We start from the raw sequence: 19,823 nt of genomic DNA, 5'->3' as shown, positions 1-19,823 counted from the left end.
AATGGAATGCACATCTTGAAACAGGCAGTTTCCAGACACACTAGAATGAGAAAGGGGTGTAGTATATGCAAATATCTAATTCAATTATGAGGCAGATGCCTTATTTGGAAGCTTTAGCAAGACCTGCTCAGTCAGATTCCCGATTGAGTAAAAGTATTGGAGTCCCGTCGGAGGATACTTATACAAAAGAGGATGCGGTTATTTATCAGTATAATAGACATTTTGATATTAAATATACCATTGACGAGCTTGCAAGTGGAAAAGGAAAGGTTATAGAGGTGGGCTTGCCAAATTCAAAAAATAATGACTCTTTTTTGAAAGCAATAGAAACCTTCCGCAATAAACTGGAGAAAAAAGGCCTCGGAGATGAAATTAACTGGAAGAGCATCGAATATGATTTTTCTTCAGTCGGTATTTACCTTAATACGGTTGATCAATTCAGTAATAAAGCAGATTATATAGCTTCCCGCTATGCGGTAATGCAAGATCGAATTCATGGGAATTATTCGGGGAAAGACCTGGAAGAGCAAATGGACAGATTGAATACCTTGTTTTCCAAGGCAACAGAAAAGCTTGCAGATTCTTATGCTCATGTAGTAGGCGGTTTTCTGGAAGACAATGGTGTGGGAGATGAAACTGCAAATCTGACAGAAAGTATTCGTGCTGGAATTGAGAATCGTGTCAAAGAATATTCTGATTATATACAAAGCAATCACAGTTATGCTGAGATTGATTCGGACAGCGATAAATGGCTGCTTCAGGATGATGGCTACATGGCAGCCCAGTTGCGGGAAAAGATGGATCATTCTCTCGTTGCAGGGAAGACGTCAGAAAAATCGGAGGCAGCAGCGTATTCTTTGCACGATCTGGAGGTTGCAGCTATTTATGTGCAGCAGACTTCACAACAGTATGAATCTCTGGATCAGATAGGGACAATACGCAACGAGGAAAGCATTGGTCTTGATCTGGCAGTTCAATCCATGAAAACCGATTATCTAACTAAAAATTCTGGAATCAGCAATCGAATGGCTTCTCTTATTAACCGTACGTTTGATGGATATGTGGAAAATTATCTGGAAAAGATTGATGAACAGTTAAAAAAATATGCTGATCGTTCTATGGTTTCAAATAGCAAACAATTATATGCACCCTTGGACCATTCGGCGGTTCAGGCTGTTTATCAATATACAAAAAGCCAATACCAACGATATGGTGATATGAGGCAGGCATTAGTAAGCGGAGCACAGTATGGAGAAAATCTGTATGATAACAAAGTGAAAAGTGGTACCTACAGAAGCGTGCAACGTTATAACAGTGATATTGATAATTGGGATAATTTTTTTCAAAGCAGAAAGCATAAGCCTTATGATTTGGAACTGAGTGATTTACAGAAATATACAATAACAATCAATCATTTTCAACAAAGCGTTCATGATGGTAACGTACAAAACATAGATTTAATGCTTGGAGTGGGTGGAGATCTATCAACAAACCGGCTGAATTATTCAAATATTAATGAATATGAACAAACGTACAATTTGGTGACATATGCTTAACCGGCTATTATAAAAAAGCTTCTTTCCGAAGAAGACAATACAAAAGAACTGGTTTAAGAGAGCTTCAACCAAAAAGAATATATAAACGTACGCCCTGGTATGGTTTTTCAGACCATACTGAGGCGTATTTTCATGTTATTAATAAGATCTGAATAAACGGATATCACAGATTCCATTAGTAGCAGCCCTTGCCAATACTGACAAGTCATAACGGCTATGCTATAATTAAAAAATATTTTAGCTGGCTTTTCGATGCCTCCATTGAATTTTTTTGATAAAAAATAAAAAGTATAATTTTCCGGATTGTTTTTGGCAGAATGAAAGAGTAAAATTAAATATTAGAGAGTACTCTGGTACTTTGGGTAAGAAACTGGATAAAGTGCAGTTTTTATTTAAAAAAAGGTAACATATGGATCATATGAGGAGATTGGTTATGAATGACAAAACAGTAGTATTAAATGCCGGACTGGTAAATTACGATGGGAACGTTGATTATTCAACGATTGCATCGGAAGTGGTAATTTATGATGAAACCCCGGAAGATAAGATATTAGAACGGGTCAATGGTTTTACTGTGGTTGTAACAAAAGAGATGAAAGTTTCCGGTAATATTATTAGAAAATTCCCTGACAGCGTGAAGATGATTTGCGAAGCAGGAACCGGATACAATAATATAGATTTGGAGGCAGTTCGTGAAAAAGGAATCGTATTATGCAACATTCCTGCATACAGCAGTGAGCGGGTGGCACATACAGCAATCCTTATGATCTTAAATCTGGCAAGTTCCATGCAGAAGCAGATTCGTATGCTTGCAGAGAGCAATCATGATAATTTCCATAAGCATTTAATGGTAGACCATGTGGAACTGAATGGCAAAACACTGGGAGTGATCGGTTATGGAAATATTGCAAAAGAAACCATCAAAGTAGCTCGTGCCATGGGAATGAAGATTTTAGTATCCACCAGAACGCCCAGAGAAGATACGGAGAATGTTCATTTTACAACCAACGAGAAATTGTTAGCACAAAGCGACTTCATTTCGCTTAGCTGTCCATTAAACGAATCCACAAGACATATGATTAACAAAGAGACATTAGCGATGATGAAGCCTACCGCATTTTTAGTCAATACTGCCAGAGGGGCCCTGATTGATGAAAAAGCTCTGATTGAAGCGTTGAATAATAAAACAATTGCAGGAGCAGGATTGGATGTGCAGGAAGCGGAGCCGCTGGATGATGCAAGCCCGTTGTATACAATGGAAGATGTGATTATCACTCCTCATATGGGGTGGAGAGGATTGGAGACAAGGAAACGTCTTGTGTCATTAATTCAGGGTAATATCAAAGCATTTACTGATGGACAGCCAGTCAACCGGGTGGATTAAGGAACAAGATCGTCTCGACACCTGGAAAGAAGAATAAAACAGCTTGAAAGGAATACGGATGAATGTGGAACCATTTTTGGAATCCACACGGAGTAGGGAAAAAAGGGTATTAACACAACTCAGCCACGGCAAATCATTGCCACATAATCAGGAGGTTCATTTATATGAAAATGGAATTTTCCATTGAAAAGACAGTGAAACAACGGTATAGTGTGAGAACTTATGATAACCATACTCTTTCCACAAAGGAAAAGGATCAGATTAAAGCATATATGAAATCATTGACCAATCCGTTTTCCATTGATATTTCCTTTCAATTGCTGGAAAAAGAGGCATCAGCCAACGGAGAAAAGCTTGGAACCTATGGTGTTATCAAGGGGGCTGTGGACTTTATTGGAGCATCCGTAGTGCAAGGGGATCTGGCATTGGAAGCATTGGGCTATTCTTTTGAAAAACTGGTTTTGTATCTAACCTCCCTTGGACTTGGAACCTGCTGGCTTGGCGGGACATTTAACCGAAGTAGTTTTGCATCAGCTATGAATTTAAAAGAGGGAGAACTTTTCCCCTGTATTTCTCCAATTGGATATCCCATAAGCAAAAAGAGATTGCTGGATTCGTTTATGAGGCTGGCAGCTAAGTCTGATCAGAGAAAGGAGTGGAAGGATCTGTATTTTATAGAGAATGTTTCAAAACCTTTAAGCCAGTCAGATGCAGGGGAGTATGCCTTTCCGTTGGAAATGCTGCGTCTGGCGCCTTCTGCTGTGAATAAACAGCCATGGCGGGTTATGAAGGATAAGGATTCCTTCCATTTTTTTAAGAATGGAGCGCTGAAAACCAATGGAGAGAGGATTGATATTCAAAAGGTTGACATGGGGATTGCTGCATGCCATTTCCATTTGGCAGCCCTGGAAAAGGATCTTCCAGGAACGTTTAAAAAACTGGAACATCCGGGAATTGACAATCCGGATCATATGGAATACGAATTCTCTTGGGTGACAGAGTAAGAGTGTGGAGCGGTATTTGATATTCCCTGGGAATGTTTCGTTTTAATAAAGAAGAAGGGGTACTTATTTTGATTAGAAAATTTGAGCAAAAAGATTTAGAAGAAGTGATGAAGATCTGGCTGGATACCAATATACAGGCACATAACTTTATTCCAGATAGTTACTGGAGGGATAATTTTGAGGCTGTTCAGAGTATGATTCCAGAAGCAGATGTCTATATTTATGAATCCAATGGTAAGGTGATAGGATTTGTGGGCATAAAGGCAGGGTATCTGGCAGGGATTTTCGTCTCCCAAGATATGCAGTCAAGCGGCATTGGAAAACAATTACTTGATAAGGCAAAAGAACTCTATCCTGATTTAAGTTTGTCTGTATATAAAAAGAATAAGAAAGCGATTGATTTTTATATACGGGAAATGTTTGTGGTAGAAAAAGTGCAGGTAGATGAAGATACAGGGGAAGAGGAGTATTATATGATATGGAAGGGAAAGTACATAAAAAAAGATCCATTATGATTTAAAACATTAGTTGACATAACATATATTCGCTTGATAAGTGTCCGGTTTTAAAAATAAAACCGGACCAGTCTTGTTTTGGAATATGCACCTGCAAGTTCCATAGCTTTTTTCGAATTGTGATTGTAATACCAGCATCCGGAGATTGCCTTAAAACCATTTTTTATACTGATCTGTTTCAGGTTTTCAAGGATATTAGAAGCGATGCCCTGACAGCGGTAGGGTTCGCAGACATACATGCCAATGCTGGCGATGTCAGCTAAAACTCTGCCATATTGAATTACGCCGAATCCCACTGTTTTTTGGTTTAATTCTACAATATAAATATTTAATAAATCCGGATCATTTTTTATTTTTTCTATCTCTTCATTTAAGAACCCCTTGCTTAATTGAAGAGTCTCTAAATCTTTTTTGTCATTGATATCAGCGAGATGCAACTGAATCGGTTTTATCAGTTCGTTTGGAATGCCTCTATTTGTGTAGACGGAAAAGTATGCCTGTTTTTCAATTCGAACAAAATTATCCAGACAATGGCTTATAAATAATTCATCACCGGTGGTAACCATTGCATTTGATATTGATTCCCATTTTTTAATTCTTGCAAATAATTCCTGTGATATACTTCTGAACTCCTCTATCACGCAAAAGAGCATGATGGTAGAATAATTGTGGATAGAAAAGTAACCGATGGTTGTATCGTTAAACAGCATTTTATAATGGTTGCTCTCCAAAACATGATCTTCCCAAAATGCATCAATTACCATCTGATTCATCCGAATATAGGACTCCACGCTTTCACTGATTTCGCTCCAACTACATGATGTGAATTTAATTTCATATGGATTGTATGTCATGAAAACACCTCCTTACCTTCATTTACCAGTAAATATCGTATAATACTATTGTATTTGTTTCTGTAATTATACACACAAACCGGATCTTATTCAAGAATAATCAAAGAGCTTTTCTTCTGTTCTTATCCCTATCTATCTTATATTAGAAAAAATAAAATCCACAAATTATCTTCTGCCCATACGCATCCATCCACAAATCACAAAAATTATGATATAATAGTAAAAAATAACTCTGACCCACAAGATTTCAGAGTATTACTACTACAACGAAATAATGATCCGAAGGGAAGATCCAACATGTCGATGAATGATATAGAGAAGATGAAACAGCTTTTAGAAGAAAAAAAAGCAAAAAACGGTTTTTTACAAGCCGAGAAAAAGATTGGTTCTGGAAAAGTAGCAAAACGGAATAAGAACATAGGACTTGAATTTACCAGAACCAATAAGATTTCACAATAAATATACAAAGACAGATATTAAAGGAGTGTTTATGCAGTTTAATGATTTAGATATTATGCCTGATATTAGAAAGGCATTGGAGGAGGAAGGATATCAGACCCCTACTCCCATACAGGAACAGGCGATCCCAGTTGTTTTAAGCGGAAAAGATCTGCTGGGCTGCGCCCAGACCGGAACTGGTAAGACGGCAGCTTTTGCCATTCCAGCCATTCAGCTTCTTGAGAAAGAGAAGGCTTTTGGAAGAAGGAATATCCGGGCTCTGGTTATTACCCCAACAAGAGAGCTTGCCTTGCAGATATATGAAAGCTTTCAGACCTATGGAAAGTTTACGGATTTAAAGTATTCTGTAGTTTTTGGAGGCGTTTCCCAGAAACCCCAGGAAGAAGAGTTAGAAAAGGGCGTGGATGTACTGGTAGCGACTCCGGGAAGACTGCTGGCATTGATGGATCAGAAGATTATTAAGATTGACCGCCTTCAGATGCTTGTATTAGATGAAGCAGACCGGATGCTGGACATGGGATTTATTCACGATGTAAAGAAGATCATTGCCAAGACACCGACCAACCGGCAGACCCTCTTTTTCTCAGCCACCATGCCTCCGGATATTGCAAGACTTGCCAGTACGATTTTAAAAAATCCAGTAAGAATTGATATTACTCCGGTCTCATCAACGGTGGATACCATTGACCAATATCTGTATTATGTAGATAAAAGCAATAAGAAAGATCTTCTTATGCACATTTTAAAGGATAAAACCATGGATTCGGTATTGGTGTTCACCAGAACCAAACATGGAGCGGATCGTCTGATCCGGCAGTTGTCCAAAGGCAAGGTCGTTGCCCAGGCAATTCACGGCGACAAATCCCAGGGAGCAAGACAGCGTGCCTTAAATGATTTTAAGAACAGAACCTTGCGTGTGCTGCTGGCGACTGATATTGCGGCAAGAGGAATTGATATTGATGAACTGAGTTATGTCATTAACTTTGATCTGCCGGATGTACCGGAGACTTATGTTCACCGCATCGGACGAACCGGCAGAGCGGGACTTGGAGGCACAGCCATTTCCTTTTGTGATTTTGATGAGAAAGGCCAGTTAGAGGATATTGAACGGCTGATTGGGAAAAAGCTGACGGAGATTAAAGATCATCCTTATCCGTTAAAGAATAATTTTCCGGCAGTCAAGACGACGCAGCCAAGGCGGGACGCTGGGAAGAAAGACTCTGCTCCCAGGAAGAAACTCCGCATGACAGCCGATGGAACTTTAAAAGAAAAGAAGAGCTATAATCAATTCTCGAAGAGAGAGAAAAGACGATAGTACAATATATTTAAAAAGTAAGCAGCATCTCTGACGGGGTGCAGCTTTTTTATTACAAAACATCTATTGCGAGGCATGACTTCTGTAGCCAACCCCAAATTCCCTGTTTGGCAATGGTTGTCGGCTGACTCCTCTGATGTAAACGTACGTGCAGTAAGCGAATGGACCTTTGTCAATGCTGAGATCTGATTGGCAAACTGCTTGATTGGAACATAATGATCATTCTGTCCTGCGAGAAGAAGAACATCCTGCGTTATTAAATGTGAAAAGGGTTCTGTCTTATAAGCAAATATGTTTTGAAAAAAATCATACGGAGAAGTACTTCCAGTTATATGCATTCCCTGCATGATACCCCATTCCAGCATTAAACTTTTTCCCATCATTTTTTTCAACACTTCGTTAATTTCTTCCGCCTTTTCCTGAATTGATTTCACAGGCAGTTCCCATTTGTGCGACATTGGTATTTTATAGTCTTCCAATGTACTACCTTGACCAGGTCCAGATTTATAAACCCAAATATAAAATGAAAGGAAATCATAGATGCAAATTGTCAGGTGAAGTAACTATTTGTATGGGCCAAATGACAAGCTTGAACCAGTTCACAGCAAATGCCAAAAACCCATAGTAATGTCCTTTTTAATGCAAGTTTCCAGCGTTTTATTCTTTATGAAATCTTCTTTTCTTTCTTGACTTTTTATAGTATCATATAAAGATGCCGTTTGGTAACAAACGATTGCTAAATGAAAAGTTAATGGGTCCCTGGAAAGAATTCTAATAAAGGAGAAACAAATGACAAAACGAATGTGGGATTTATTTCTGGTTATTGCAGGATCTATTATTATGGGGGGCGGTATCGCCTTTGAAGCAAAGTCTGGATTTGGATTAGACGCACTTTCTTTGTTTAATGAAGGAATGGGAAAGCTTCTTGGTGTTCCCTTAGGTACGGCATCTCAGCTTGTAGTTGTATCCATCATAGTAATTCTGTTTTTTATAGATAAAAAACGAGTTGGAATAGGTTCTGTTGCCAATGGAGTATTAGTAGGCGCTTCTGCTAATTTTTTTATGCCGATTGTGAACCAGTTAAACGAAAATTTTCTCTTAAGAGTTATCATGTTAATTATTGGAATACTCCTGGTGAGTATTGGAATTGGGATATACGTTTCGGCTGGATTAGGAGAAGGCGGTTTTGATGCATGGATGATGTTCGCGGCTGATAAGCTTAAAAAACAAGTTCGTTTTGTAAGAATTACAATGGATATTTGCCTGGTTGCAACAGGAACCTTATTAGGGGGAAGTATTGGTCTTGGTACTCTGATTGCAACGTTGTCCTATGGTCCAATCATACAGTTTACTCTCAATGCGATGAACAGGCTTAGAAGGCAACCCCATGCTAATAATCCGATGAATGAATAAACAGCTTTTTTTGATTTTAGTTTAAGATAATAAATATAGAATAGAATCCAGGAATGAGTAAATATTTCTCATAATCCTGGATTTTTTTATTTATTGATTTTATGAATATGTATTTGAACTCTTGGAAAGAAAATGCAGCTTGACAAACCATTAAAATCATATTATGATTTCTCAATCACTATATGTCTATTAGACATATGTAGAGGAACGGAAAGGAATCCACATATGATTGAGTTAATTATTCTGGGATTTTTGTCTCATAACGAATCTCTTACCCTATACGATATAAAAAAAGGAATGGAAAGAAGTACAGAATACTTTTTAAGCACAAGCCAGGGCGTCATTCATCCGGCACTGGTGAAACTGGAGCACAATGGTTATATCAAGGCAGATGTGGCTCCTGACAGCAGCAGAAAGAAGAAATATTACCGTATTACGGACTCTGGAAAAGTACGGTTTGGAGAGTTAATGAGACAGGATCTTGGACCGGATAAGTATAAGTGCACCCAGTTGCTAAAGATGTTTTTCTTTCAGGAATTAACGAAAGAAGAGCGGATCCAGTCAATAATAACACAGATTACATATTTTCAGGATATGAAAAGGGATCTTCTCAAGATTCAAAACGGAGAAGACAGACCTTCCGACAAGAATCAGACCATTTTTAAGAATTGTAAACCCGCAAAATATGAGAATGACGCACTTGAATTTGGACTTGCCTATACAGATTTTGTCATTGAGTGGTTTGATCATTATTTAAAGCGGATTGGAGATGAATCATGAGGATAACGGTTTTCGATTTGGGAAGAGAAGGGGAGCATGAAGCTCTGTGTCAGGAGATTAAAAATCACTATGAGGACAGCTGGGAGAAAGCAGAAGTAATCTTTCATCATTGGGATGAAACGGAGATCAGAGACTGTACCGGATGCTGGAGCTGTTGGTGGAAGACTCCCGGGCTTTGTGCCATCAAAGATCATGCGTCTGGATTATACAAGGATTATATAAACAGTGAGAAAGTAATTCTTCTTTTCCATACGGAGCAAGGTTTTATTGATGGAAAGGGAAAGACATTTCTGGATCGGCTGATTCAGCTCTATATGCCTTATATTTATATAAGAAATGGAGAGTGCTGTCATTTAAAGCGGTATGACTCTTATCCTGATATTCATATTTTCTTTGAAAAGAATGGACTTAATAGAGAAGAAATTAAGGTAATAAGAGATCATATGGGGCGGATGGCATACCATTTTCACAGCCAATGCAAAGAGCTGCTGGCTGATCAGGGATCATTTCGTACGGTTGAACTTAAGCATACAAAGCCTTTGGCTGAAAAGCTTTCCCATCAGGTGACGGAACGGGAACCGGCAGGAAAGTGGGTGATTTATAACGGTTCTCCAAGAGGGATTCATTCCAACAGCAGACTGATTATCGAGAAGATTGTGGTGGGAATGAAGGCTCAGGGAGCAGAACAGGTGGAGGTCAGGGATCTTATTCAGAAAAAGAATCATGCCAGGTGGGCAGAAGAGTTTTCCCTTGTGGAGAATCATCTGTTTGTTTTTCCTCTTTATGTTCATGCAATGTCAGGAATTGTCATGAAGTTTTTTCAGCAGTTAAAACCCGTTGACCGGAAAGAGGTTCATATGGCATTCTTTGTTCAGTCCGGGTTTCCTGAGAACAGTCAATCCTATTATTTAAGACCATACCTGGAACTTCTTACGAAAAGGCTGGGCGTATCATTTGACGGAACCATAATAAAAGGAGGAGTGGAAGGACTGCGAATGAAACCGGAAAAGGCAAATAAACAGTTCTTTGACGAGATGGAACAGATAGGGAAGACATATGTACAAACCGGTTTGATGGATCGGAGATTGAAGGAAAAGTATGAGAAACTGAAATACTTACCTAAGGCGGCACAGTTTTTCTATTCCCTTTTATCGCTGACCGGTTTAACGGATTTTTACTGGAATCTGAATCTGAAAAAGAACGGTGCTTACAAGAATCGTTATGATAAACCTTACCGGAATGAATAAATCAAAAAACCCTTAACCCCCACGATTTTCACATCTTTTCCAGTCGTTCCATAAGATATAATATACGACAGAGAAGGGGGGTGAAATTATGGGCTGCTTTAATCGGTGCTGGGGTTGGAATAATAACAGATGCAAATGCCGGTGTAATTGGCGTTGCTGCAACCGGAATAACTGGTGGTGGTAATTAATTACATTGGAAAAGATAAGATACTGTTATTATAATTGAAATACTTCAGGCGGGTATCCGTTTTTCGGACCCGCCTTTTATGATCTTTACCCGGTTAATTACAGAACCTTCCATTGTTTATAAATATATCCATGGGAATTACTACATAGAATTCTTAGTTCCTGATTCTTTTTCTTTACGAAATCAGAATATAGGACTATAATCCTTATATCATAAAAAAGAAGGAGGGGTAATATGAAAAGAGAACTGCCCTATTTTAATGTGAATCATTCATTTGGTGGTAATCAGGACTGGTTTCGTGATCCGATGATGCGTTTAGGCGGCTGCGGAGCAGCAGCGGCATGTGATGTCTGCATCAATGCAGCACTCCATCATAACCTGGTACATCTGTATCCTTATGAGATTCAGAATCTCTGTAAAGAAGATTATATTAAGTTTGCCATGAAGATGAAGCCTTATTTAAAACCTCGCCTTCAGGGGATCGACACACTGGAATTATTGATAGATGGGTTTAACCATTATTTAAATGATGTGGGAGATAAGAATCTGGAACTTACTGGCTGTCATGGAGATGTTTCCGTAGAGGAGGCATTTCAAAAAGTAAAAGATCAGATTGATCAGGGGATTGCCATTCCCTTTTTGCTCTTAAAGCACAAAGGCTCAAAGTTTAAAGATCTGGTTTGGCACTGGTTTATGCTGGTGGGCTATGAGGAACGGGATGACGGAGCCTATATTAAGATTGGAACTTATGGAAAGTCTCATTGGCTGCCGTTTGGAGAACTCTGGGCGACCGGGTTTGAACGAAAGGGCGGAATGGTGCTGGTTGACTATAACGAATCAGAATAAGAAACGTATTTAAGCGATATATAAAAAGAGGGAAGTCCCATACAGAGTTTCATTGGGATTCCCTCTTTTTTATTAGGACGTGTCTACCCTTTTTGGTTTCGTTTTAAAACGGTCGGATTGCAATGTCCTACAAACATAGGAACCTTTTCCATATAAACATCACTGGTATCAAGACCAAACCAGTTGGCTGGTGTTGCCGTAAACTTCTGGATAAAAAACTTGGTTCTTAACAGGTACGAATCCCAGGCGGATAAAGCGGACTGCTGGGAAAGGATCTCCTGTATAAATACAAACCGGAAGTCTCCCAGTTTCCGGTCTGGAAGAATGGAGTAAATATTATCCTGAGGTTTAATTTCTCCGTTTTTCACCAGCTCCGTGGAAATCTGGCGCAGGAATACATTTAAGTTCTGGTCAATTCTAAAACCAAGTTTAAGCTGAATCTTTATAATATTGGAAGTATCAAATTTCTCAACCAGATATTCTGCCTGATAAGGTTCATCTGTAACGGAAACATTGACAAACCAGTAGATATCCGCCTTTTTGGGCCGCTTATCCAGAAGAAAATACATGATCTTGCGTTCAATTTCTTTTGGATTGGAGCAGTTGCTTAAGCATACCAGATTGCTGGCGTATTTGGGAATCTCCGGGTCCTGGCGCAACTGGGACAACTGGTCAATATAATCTTTCACAGGCACATATTCCCGGTAACGCATTTTGATAATATGGGAACGGTACCACAAATACATCACAAATAAAATAGATACTGCAATGATGATTGCAACAAATCCTCCGTGGAAAAACTTTACAATGTTGGCAATGAAAAAGGAGAATTCAAAGCTCATAAAGAAGACCAGCATAATGGAGGCAAGGACAATGGGAGTCTTCTTTTTACACATATAGTTAAACAGCAGAATGGTAGTCATCATCATGGTAACGGTTATGGCAAGTCCGTAAGCTGCTTCCATTCGTTCTGAGCTTTGGAAATATAAAACCACTCCGATACAGATGATACACAAGATCCAGTTAACAGCCGGAATGTAGAGCTGGCCTTTTAAACGGGATGGGTAACGGGTATGCAGCCTTGGGAACAGGTTCAGCTTGATTGCCTCGGACACCAGGGTAAATGAACCGGAGATCAAAGCCTGGGAAGCGATAATGGCAGCCAGCGTAGAAATGACGATGCCGTATATCATAAACCCATGAGGGATCATCTGATAAAAAGGATTCAAATGTCCTGCGGCAGAAAGCGACGGATCATTTTTAGCAGATAAAATCCATGCGCCCTGACCGAAATAGTTAAGCAGCAGGCACAGCTTTACCAGAGGCCATGTCAGGTAAATGTTCTTCTTTCCTACATGTCCTAAATCGGAATAGAGTGCTTCGGCTCCCGTAGAACATAAGAAAATACTTCCAAGAATGAAAAACCCCTGTTTATTATCCTTGCTGAAAAGAATCTCGATTGCATAATGGGGGGATAATGCCCGCAGCAGGGACAGATTACCAGCCATATTGACGATTCCAAATATTGCAAGTGTAAGAAACCATACAAGCATAATGGGACCAAACAGCTTGCCGATAAATTCGGTTCCAATGTGCTGGATAAAAAACAGGATACAGATAATTGCAATAACAAGAATCACAATGTTTCCCTGATTGTTTCCAAAATAGTCGTTCATGACAGGAACCAGGGTAAGTCCTTCAATAGCAGAAGTAACGGTTACCGCCGGTGTCAGCATTCCATCTGCCAGCAGTGCGGATCCGCCGATCATGGCAGGGATAATCAGCCATTTGGAACGGCTCCTTACCAGAGTGAACAGAGAAAAGATTCCTCCTTCTCCGTTATTATCCGCCTTTAGAGTGATAAGAACATATTTAATCGTGGTTAAAACTGTTAAGGTCCAGAATACCAGAGATAAAGTTCCAAGAATAAAGTTCTCTGAAACATGCTCCAGACCGCCGTTGCCAAGAAGAATGGATTTCATTACATAGAGAGGGGAAGTACCGATATCTCCGTATACCACTCCCAATGTGACTAAGATTCCACCCAGTTTCAGCTTTGAAATGTTAAGTTGTTTCGATGATGATTCCATGGTTTCCCCTTTGCCTTATACTGAATTAAAAAGGTACAAAAAGAGACCCTTGCCGATTGATAAAACATCACGCAAAAGTCCGTCTTCTGTGGTGTTAGTAAATCCTTTTTGTTAATTGCATTCTACTAGAATGCTTTAAGAATGTCAATTGAAATATTCTCTGGAATCAGTTATCATGAATAAGGAAATAATAGAATGATTGATACAAAATATAATTTAGACAGATTGTTGTATTTTAACGATAGAAAGGAAACAAAAAGATGAATCTGCTGCTGGTGGAGGATGACAGGGAGATCAGTCAGATGCTCTTTGATTATCTTCAGATGGAAGGATATGAAGTGCAGACTGCTTTTGATGGAGAGCAGGCGGTAAAGGTATTTGAAGAGGGTTCTTTTGATCTGGTGATTTTAGACCTTATGCTGCCAAAGATAAACGGAATGGAGGTCATGAAGCGGATCAGAAAAGAAAGTGTGGTTCCCATTGTCATTCTTTCCGCCAAGGACACGGAATCCGATAAGATCTTTGGGCTTGGGCTGGGGGCTGATGATTATATTACAAAACCATTTTCTCTGACCGAGGTACTTGCAAGGGTAAAGGCTAATTTACGGCGAACCACCCAGTATAGTACTACCAGGGAAATGGAAACCGACTGCCTTAAGACTGGAGCTGTTGAAATGGATCTGGAGAGCCATACGGTGAAAAAAGACGGACAACTGGTTGAGCTGACGGCAAAGGAATTTGAGATATTCCGCCTTCTTCTTTCCAATCCGAAAAAAGTGTATACCAAAGCACAGCTTTATTCCCTGGTATGGAAGGATGATTATTTTGGAGATGAAAATGCGGTAAACGTTCATATCAGCCGGCTCAGGACAAAGATTGAGGACGATCCCAGAAATCCCAGACATGTTCTTACTGTATGGGGAATTGGGTACAAGCTGGGAAGTCTGGAGGAATAGGTTATGGCATTGTTTCATAAAAAAATGTCCAGGCAGATAAAACAGATTGCCGATGATTTAAAACGGATATTAGATGAGAAAACCGATGAAAAGGTAATGCTGTTTACCGAAGAAGAGGAGATGAAATATCTTCTTGAACAGATTAACCGGACATTAGAAGAAAGGCAGAATATCAGTGCCGGTTTCCGCAGATCGGAACAGAATACCAAGCGGATGCTGTCTAACATTTCCCATGACTTAAAGACACCTTTAACCGTTATTATAGGCTATCTGGAGATGCTTATGATGAAGGAGGGCGAGGATAAGGAGATGTTAAACAAAGTATCCCTGAAAGCCAATGAGTTAAAAGAGAGGATTGATCAGTTCTTTACCCTGGCCAAACTGGAAGCCGGGGATACCATTTTAACCATGTCTAAAATCAATTTCAATGAATTCTGCAGGGAAGTCATTGTTGACTTCTATCATATCTTAACAGAACGTGACTTTCAGGTGGATATTATCATTCCGGACACCCCTGTTTTCGTTTATGGGGACCGGGAAGCTCTGGGGCGCATACTGCATAATTTAATCAGCAATGCGGTCCGCTATGGAGGAGATGGACATTATCTTGGGTTAACTCTGCGAACGGAAGAGGATTTTGTGCTTGTGGAGATCATTGATCACGGAAAAGGAATTGCCCATTCAGAGCTTTCCCATGTTTTTGACCGCCTCTATACACTGGAGGATTCCAGAAACCGGGAGATTCAGGGCAACGGACTGGGACTTACCATAGCGAAGAATCTGGCAGAAAGAAACAATGGCACTCTGACTTTAAAAAGCATTGAGAACCAGGAAACCGTATTTACATTAAAATTAAAGCAGTTTCATTATTAAAATATAAAAAAAACCGCGAAAGAAATTTGTAAGATTTATTCAAGAGTTTTGAAGAGTTCTCCTGCTAGAATTGTGGATATGGAAAGGAAGTGACAATATGCAGACAATCGTATCAGTCAATCATTTAAATAAACAGATCGGCACAGAGATCATTATATCGGATTTAAACATGCACATTGAAAAAGGGGAGATCTACGGGTTTCTCGGACCAAATGGAGCAGGAAAGACAACGGTGATGAAGATGCTCACCAACCAGTGGAAGCCAACTTCCGGAGAGATTTTACTATTTGGAGAAAAGCTGCTTCCGGATTCCTATTCGGTTTTAAAGCGAATGGGAAGTATCATTGAGTTCCCTGTTTTTTATGAAGATCTTTCCGCAGAGGAGAACTTAAGGATGCACGGCGAATATATGGGCTATTTTAGCCCGGATAGTGTGGAAAAGGCATTGTCGCTCCTGTCTTTAACAGAGGTAAGAGGGAAAAAGGTAAAGGAATTTTCCCTGGGAATGAAGCAGAGGCTTGGAATTGCAAGGGCCGTTCTCACGAAACCGGAACTTCTGATTCTTGATGAGCCGACCAATGGACTTGATCCGGCAGGAATGAAACAGTTAAGGGATCTATTTCTCATGTTATGTAAGGAATATGGAATGACGATTCTCATCTCCAGCCACCTGTTATCAGAGATTGAAAACATTGCCCATACCATAGGAATTATTCATAAGGGCACACTGGTAAGGGAGATTTCCATGAAGGAACTTTCTGACAAGGGGCTTGAGTATTTAGAGATCGTAACCTCAGATGTCACAAAGGCATCTTATGTGTTATCAAACCATCTTTCAATTACCAATTTTAAGGTCTTAAACCATGACCATATCAGAGTCTATGGCAACCAGGCAGCATCACAGGAAATTGTGAAAGTATTAACAGAAAATCAGGTTGAGATACAAGGCTTTTACTCCCATATGGAGTCCCTGGAGGAGTATTTTCTGAAAGTGACAGGAGGAGAAATGACATGTGGAAATTAATTCAGATGGAATGGAAAAAGAACCATATAAAGAAGTATGTGGTAACAGAGGTGATTGGGGCGGCTATTCTGGGACTTCTGTTATTTGCCCTTTGTTATTGGGGGATTGCAGTTGATCCAGGTACTGGGGTGATGGAAGAATCGGCAGAAGAGCTGGCTACCATGGCGTTGCAGATTGATTTATTCAGCAATTTATTCTATGTGATCCTGACAACGGCAATGATGTCTTCCTTTATTATAAAAGCATATAAAAACAGGACGCAGAATTTGATGTTTAGTTACCCGATTCCAAGAAAAAAGATTCTTTTCTCCCAGATGATGGCAGTATGGATTTTCTGTGGTGCCAGTCTTTTAATCACAAAATTGTTTCTCTATGTACTTTTATCATTGGGATATGGACTGAGTGCCAGTTTTCCTCTTGGATATGATTTAACCAGCCCGGGATTGTATGTCCAGATGATTTTAAAGACAATTCTTACGGTGACCTTAAGCCTGATTCCTCTTTATGTGGGACGGCAGTTAAAGTCATCGAAGGCTGCAATTATCTCTTCATTTTTGATTTTTTCCGTTATGAACGGAACAATCGGGGATTTAACCTTGAGTGGAAGTTTCATTCTTCCTATCCTGATGTTTGCAGCAGCTCTTGTATGTGGATTTCTTACAATTTTTCGTGCAGAGCAGGAAGATTTGATGTAACCGCTTTTATTCTTTCCTGTTTTGGTATATGATAACATAGATAAAATGAAAAAACAGGGAGGAAGCGAGTGCAGGAATACAAAGACAAAGAAGAGCTGATTGCAGAGATCGAAAAGACAGCTGGATTATTTATTGGAGAGTTTCAAACGGTGGAGGAACAGGATAAGGATAAGGTAATAGAAGGGGTTGACAGAAGTCCGGCACGCATGATCGCATATCAGCTTGGCTGGATGAATCTGGTTATGAGCTGGGACCAGGATGAACTGGCAGGAAAAGAAGTGAAAACTCCTGCACCTGGTTACAAGTGGAACAATCTGGGAGGGTTGTATGAAAGTTTTTATGAGCAGTATGAATCCTTTCCTCTCCACCGTCTTATAGAGATGTATCAGACAAAAGTGGCTGAATTCATCCGTTGGACAGGTACATTTTCCAATGAGGAACTGACTGACCAGAATATAAGAGCATGGGCTTCCTCTACACCATCGAAATGGCCCATCTGGAAATGGATTCATATTAATACGGTGGCTCCGTTCAAAACGTTCCGCAGTAAGATCAGAAAATGGAAAAAGGGAATTGTACATGAATAAGAAGAGCTTTGAAGATTACAAGATTAGTGAAGACATTAAAAAAGCCCTTCGTGTCCTGAGATACGAGGTTCCTACAAAGGTTCAGGAACAGGTTCTTCCACTTGCACTGGAGGGGATTGACCTTGTGGTCAAAGCTCAGACAGGAAGCGGGAAGACAGCCGCTTATGCAATTCCGGTCTGTGAAGGAAGCAGATGGCTGGAGAATAAACCTCAGACCCTGGTTTTAACGCCTACGAGGGAACTGGCGGTCCAGGTAACAGAAGAGATGACCAATATTGGACGGTTTAAGCGAATGAAAGCTGCGGCCGTCTATGGAGGTCATCCTTTTGCTGTTGAAAAGATGGAATTAAAACAAAAGACCCATGTTGTGGTTGGAACGCCGGGACGGGTCCTGGACCATATTGAAAAGGGAACTCTGCCTCTTAATAAGATTGCCTGCCTTGTCATTGATGAAGCGGATCAGATGCTTGATATGGGCTTTATTGACCAGGTACAGGCAATTATGGACAAGCTTCCAAAAGAACGTATGACCATGCTTTTTTCTGCAACCATGCCAGAAGAAGTGCTCAGACTGACCTCAGGCGGCAACAGAGAGATGGTAAGAATTGAAGCCGATCAAGAGTCTGCGACTGCACCGGCAATTGCCCATTTTCTCTACATGACTTCTGAAGAGGAGAAGTTTCATCTTCTTACGGATGTGACCATTATGGAAAAACCGGATAGCTGTATCATCTTCTGCAGCACAAAGGACCGGGCAGACATGGTGTGTAAGGATTTAAATAAGTTGGGATATGGGTGCAGAAAGATTCATGGAGGAATGGAACAGCCTGACCGTTTAAAAGCCATTAATGGCTTTAAGAGAGGCGCATACCGCTATCTTGTGGCAACGGATGTAGCTGCCAGAGGCATTGATATTGATCAGGTTTCCCTTGTAATTAACTACGACATTCCCTTAGAGAGAGAAACGTATGTCCACCGCACCGGAAGAACCGGACGGGCAGGCCAGGAGGGAAAGGCAATTACCTTTGTGACCAGAACCCAGTTTCGATTTCTTCACCAGATTGAGGAACTGATTGGGTTCTCCATTCCCTGTCTGGAAGTTCCAAAAGCAGAGGAAATATCCCGGGAAAAAGAGTCTTTTGATGAGAAACAGCTCACGGTTCCCCCAAAAAAGGAGATCAGAGGAGACAAGCTTAATAAAGATATTATGAAGCTGCGTTTCAATGGCGGAAAGAAAAAGAAGCTTCGAGCCACCAATTTTGTAGGAGTCATCTCCAATCTGGAGGGAGTGAATGCCGAAGATATTGGAATCATAACCATTCAGGATACTCTTACTTACATTGAGATATTAAATGGCAAAGGTACCCTTGTTCTGGAAGCGATGAAGCACACACCGGTAAATGGAAAGCAGCTAAAGGTAATAAAAGCAGTGGACAAACGGGGATAAAGGAATAGAAGAATGACCGGGGAACAACCCAGGAACAGGGAAAGAGGATTATATGATTAATAACGATATATTGATACGGTTAAGGTATGCTCTGGATATTAAGGATGTTGATATGGTTAAGATATTTGAGCTTGGAGGAGTGGCCATAACAAAAGAACAACTGCAGAAAATTATGGTGAAATCAACCATCAGCGATACGGATTCTTCGGAAAAAGGAGTCTGGACCAACGAAGGAAGCCCTTGCAGCAATTCCATGCTGGAATCTTTTTTAAACGGGCTGATTGTTTTAAAAAGAGGAAAGAAGGAATCGGATCCGGGAGAAGCGGATAAACAGGCATTTCTTATAAAGGATGACAAAGATGTGAACAATGTGGTATTAAAAAAAGTGAAGATTGCATTATCCTTAACAGGAGAGGACATGCTTCACATCTTTCAACAGGGCGGTGCCCAACTGTCAAACAGCGAGTTGAGTGCGGTGCTCCGCAGACAGGGACAGAGGAATTATAAACCATGCGGAGACCGGTATATTAAAGTCTTTTTTAAAGGGCTGACAGCCAGATACCGGGAAAATAAATAAAAAAAGAAAGAGCT

Annotated in this window: 20 protein-coding genes; 17 read left to right on the top strand and 3 right to left on the bottom strand. The window is 40.2% G+C overall.

Features of this window, described 5'->3' with window-relative positions; genetic code table 11:
- Positions 1-65 precede the first annotated feature (65 nt).
- The 4 genes from FAY33_RS06965 to FAY33_RS06950 all read left to right on the top strand — a co-directional run bounded on the left by FAY33_RS06965 (position 66) and on the right by FAY33_RS06950 (position 4,459).
- Positions 66-1,556, top strand: coding sequence for a hypothetical protein (locus tag FAY33_RS06965; protein ID WP_143320168.1), 1,491 nt, complete (start codon positions 66-68; stop codon positions 1,554-1,556).
- A gap of 433 nt (positions 1,557-1,989) precedes the next feature.
- Positions 1,990-2,940 (top strand): NAD(P)-dependent oxidoreductase, encoded by a 951-nt coding sequence (locus tag FAY33_RS06960; RefSeq protein WP_143320166.1) that lies wholly within the window; start codon positions 1,990-1,992, stop codon positions 2,938-2,940.
- Between the two features lie 164 nt (positions 2,941-3,104).
- Entirely contained in the window at positions 3,105-3,944 is an 840-nt protein-coding gene (locus tag FAY33_RS06955) for a nitroreductase family protein (RefSeq protein WP_143320164.1), read from the top strand.
- A gap of 68 nt (positions 3,945-4,012) precedes the next feature.
- Positions 4,013-4,459, top strand: a complete 447-nt coding sequence (locus FAY33_RS06950) for an N-acetyltransferase (protein WP_143320162.1) — start codon at positions 4,013-4,015, stop codon at positions 4,457-4,459.
- Between the two features lie 50 nt (positions 4,460-4,509).
- Here the strand turns inward: FAY33_RS06950 and FAY33_RS06945 are convergent, their stop codons facing one another.
- Positions 4,510-5,313 carry a GNAT family N-acetyltransferase gene (locus FAY33_RS06945; RefSeq protein WP_143320160.1) on the bottom strand — a complete coding sequence of 268 codons (804 nt, stop codon included), beginning with the start codon at positions 5,311-5,313 and terminating at the stop codon, positions 4,510-4,512.
- Between the two features lie 297 nt (positions 5,314-5,610).
- Here FAY33_RS06945 and FAY33_RS19330 point away from each other — a divergent pair, with 297 nt between their 5' ends.
- Both FAY33_RS19330 and FAY33_RS06940 read left to right on the top strand, forming a co-directional pair.
- Positions 5,611-5,772: a hypothetical protein gene (locus tag FAY33_RS19330; protein WP_185967525.1), complete on the top strand. Its 162-nt coding sequence runs from the start codon at positions 5,611-5,613 to the stop codon at positions 5,770-5,772.
- A 31-nt stretch (positions 5,773-5,803) separates the two neighbouring features.
- Positions 5,804-7,087, top strand: a complete 1,284-nt coding sequence (locus tag FAY33_RS06940; protein WP_143320158.1) for a DEAD/DEAH box helicase — start codon at positions 5,804-5,806, stop codon at positions 7,085-7,087.
- Here FAY33_RS06940 and FAY33_RS06935 read toward each other — a convergent pair.
- A complete protein-coding gene (locus FAY33_RS06935; protein WP_143320156.1) occupies positions 7,057-7,566 on the bottom strand; it encodes a hypothetical protein in 510 nt (169 codons plus the stop codon). The genes FAY33_RS06940 and FAY33_RS06935 overlap by 31 nt on opposite strands.
- A gap of 310 nt (positions 7,567-7,876) precedes the next feature.
- Here FAY33_RS06935 and FAY33_RS06930 point away from each other — a divergent pair, with 310 nt between their 5' ends.
- The 4 genes from FAY33_RS06930 (at position 7,877) to FAY33_RS06915 (ending at position 11,560) form a co-directional block, all read left to right on the top strand.
- Complete coding sequence (locus tag FAY33_RS06930) at positions 7,877-8,500, top strand: hypothetical protein (protein ID WP_143320154.1); 624 nt, start codon at positions 7,877-7,879, stop codon at positions 8,498-8,500.
- Positions 8,501-8,725: 225 nt separating this feature from the next.
- A complete protein-coding gene (locus tag FAY33_RS06925) occupies positions 8,726-9,280 on the top strand; it encodes a helix-turn-helix transcriptional regulator (protein WP_185967524.1) in 555 nt (184 codons plus the stop codon).
- Positions 9,277-10,527, top strand: a complete 1,251-nt coding sequence (locus FAY33_RS06920; protein ID WP_143320150.1) for a hypothetical protein — start codon at positions 9,277-9,279, stop codon at positions 10,525-10,527. The genes FAY33_RS06925 and FAY33_RS06920 overlap by 4 nt, the downstream gene beginning before the upstream one ends.
- A 421-nt stretch (positions 10,528-10,948) precedes the next feature.
- The gene (locus tag FAY33_RS06915; RefSeq protein WP_143320148.1) at positions 10,949-11,560 is read left to right on the top strand and encodes a hypothetical protein; all 612 of its coding nucleotides are present in this window, start codon (positions 10,949-10,951) and stop codon (positions 11,558-11,560) included.
- 83 nt (positions 11,561-11,643) lie between these two features.
- Here the strand turns inward: FAY33_RS06915 and FAY33_RS06910 are convergent, their stop codons facing one another.
- The gene (locus FAY33_RS06910) at positions 11,644-13,650 is read right to left on the bottom strand and encodes a KUP/HAK/KT family potassium transporter (RefSeq protein WP_143320146.1); all 2,007 of its coding nucleotides are present in this window, start codon (positions 13,648-13,650) and stop codon (positions 11,644-11,646) included.
- A gap of 260 nt (positions 13,651-13,910) precedes the next feature.
- Here FAY33_RS06910 and FAY33_RS06905 point away from each other — a divergent pair, with 260 nt between their 5' ends.
- The 7 genes from FAY33_RS06905 to FAY33_RS06875 all read left to right on the top strand — a co-directional run bounded on the left by FAY33_RS06905 (position 13,911) and on the right by FAY33_RS06875 (position 19,809).
- Complete coding sequence (locus FAY33_RS06905) at positions 13,911-14,606, top strand: response regulator transcription factor (RefSeq protein ID WP_143320143.1); 696 nt, start codon at positions 13,911-13,913, stop codon at positions 14,604-14,606.
- Between the two features lie 3 nt (positions 14,607-14,609).
- Positions 14,610-15,479, top strand: coding sequence for a sensor histidine kinase (locus tag FAY33_RS06900; RefSeq protein WP_243126637.1), 870 nt, complete (start codon positions 14,610-14,612; stop codon positions 15,477-15,479).
- A gap of 97 nt (positions 15,480-15,576) precedes the next feature.
- Positions 15,577-16,503: an ABC transporter ATP-binding protein gene (locus tag FAY33_RS06895; RefSeq protein ID WP_143320141.1), complete on the top strand. Its 927-nt coding sequence runs from the start codon at positions 15,577-15,579 to the stop codon at positions 16,501-16,503.
- Positions 16,491-17,198 (top strand): ABC transporter permease, encoded by a 708-nt coding sequence (locus FAY33_RS06890; protein ID WP_143320139.1) that lies wholly within the window; start codon positions 16,491-16,493, stop codon positions 17,196-17,198. The genes FAY33_RS06895 and FAY33_RS06890 overlap by 13 nt, the downstream gene beginning before the upstream one ends.
- Positions 17,199-17,266: 68 nt before the next feature.
- The gene (locus tag FAY33_RS06885) at positions 17,267-17,785 is read left to right on the top strand and encodes a ClbS/DfsB family four-helix bundle protein (RefSeq protein ID WP_143320137.1); all 519 of its coding nucleotides are present in this window, start codon (positions 17,267-17,269) and stop codon (positions 17,783-17,785) included.
- Entirely contained in the window at positions 17,778-19,232 is a 1,455-nt protein-coding gene (locus FAY33_RS06880) for a DEAD/DEAH box helicase (RefSeq protein WP_143320135.1), read from the top strand. The genes FAY33_RS06885 and FAY33_RS06880 overlap by 8 nt, the downstream gene beginning before the upstream one ends.
- Before the next feature lie 52 nt (positions 19,233-19,284).
- A complete protein-coding gene (locus FAY33_RS06875) occupies positions 19,285-19,809 on the top strand; it encodes a DUF1456 family protein (protein WP_143320133.1) in 525 nt (174 codons plus the stop codon).
- Positions 19,810-19,823 lie beyond the last annotated feature (14 nt).

The sequence above is a fragment of the Clostridium sp. HBUAS56010 genome (assembly GCF_007115105.1).
Classification (GTDB): Bacteria; Bacillota; Clostridia; order Lachnospirales; family Lachnospiraceae; genus Lacrimispora.
The sequence above is the reverse complement of the archived record's forward strand: the minus strand, read 5'-3'. Positions and strand labels throughout refer to the sequence as shown.

Excerpts from the sequence above, each read along its gene's own strand:
- FAY33_RS06955 (WP_143320164.1), top strand. The coding sequence starts at position 3,105 with ATGAAAATGGAATTTTCCATTGAAAAGACAGTGAAACAACGGTATAGT.
- FAY33_RS06965 (WP_143320168.1), top strand. The coding sequence starts at position 66 with ATGCAAATATCTAATTCAATTATGAGGCAGATGCCTTATTTGGAAGCT.
- FAY33_RS19330 (WP_185967525.1), top strand. The coding sequence starts at position 5,611 with ATGTCGATGAATGATATAGAGAAGATGAAACAGCTTTTAGAAGAAAAA.
- FAY33_RS06890 (WP_143320139.1), top strand. The coding sequence starts at position 16,491 with ATGTGGAAATTAATTCAGATGGAATGGAAAAAGAACCATATAAAGAAG.
- FAY33_RS06900 (WP_243126637.1), top strand. The coding sequence starts at position 14,610 with ATGGCATTGTTTCATAAAAAAATGTCCAGGCAGATAAAACAGATTGCC.
- FAY33_RS06910 (WP_143320146.1), bottom strand. The coding sequence starts at position 13,650 with ATGGAATCATCATCGAAACAACTTAACATTTCAAAGCTGAAACTGGGT.
- FAY33_RS06915 (WP_143320148.1), top strand. The coding sequence starts at position 10,949 with ATGAAAAGAGAACTGCCCTATTTTAATGTGAATCATTCATTTGGTGGT.
- FAY33_RS06925 (WP_185967524.1), top strand. The coding sequence starts at position 8,726 with ATGATTGAGTTAATTATTCTGGGATTTTTGTCTCATAACGAATCTCTT.
- FAY33_RS06920 (WP_143320150.1), top strand. The coding sequence starts at position 9,277 with ATGAGGATAACGGTTTTCGATTTGGGAAGAGAAGGGGAGCATGAAGCT.
- FAY33_RS06895 (WP_143320141.1), top strand. The coding sequence starts at position 15,577 with ATGCAGACAATCGTATCAGTCAATCATTTAAATAAACAGATCGGCACA.
- FAY33_RS06875 (WP_143320133.1), top strand. The coding sequence starts at position 19,285 with ATGATTAATAACGATATATTGATACGGTTAAGGTATGCTCTGGATATT.
- FAY33_RS06880 (WP_143320135.1), top strand. The coding sequence starts at position 17,778 with ATGAATAAGAAGAGCTTTGAAGATTACAAGATTAGTGAAGACATTAAA.
- FAY33_RS06930 (WP_143320154.1), top strand. The coding sequence starts at position 7,877 with ATGACAAAACGAATGTGGGATTTATTTCTGGTTATTGCAGGATCTATT.
- FAY33_RS06945 (WP_143320160.1), bottom strand. The coding sequence starts at position 5,313 with ATGACATACAATCCATATGAAATTAAATTCACATCATGTAGTTGGAGC.
- FAY33_RS06960 (WP_143320166.1), top strand. The coding sequence starts at position 1,990 with ATGAATGACAAAACAGTAGTATTAAATGCCGGACTGGTAAATTACGAT.
- FAY33_RS06940 (WP_143320158.1), top strand. The coding sequence starts at position 5,804 with ATGCAGTTTAATGATTTAGATATTATGCCTGATATTAGAAAGGCATTG.
- FAY33_RS06905 (WP_143320143.1), top strand. The coding sequence starts at position 13,911 with ATGAATCTGCTGCTGGTGGAGGATGACAGGGAGATCAGTCAGATGCTC.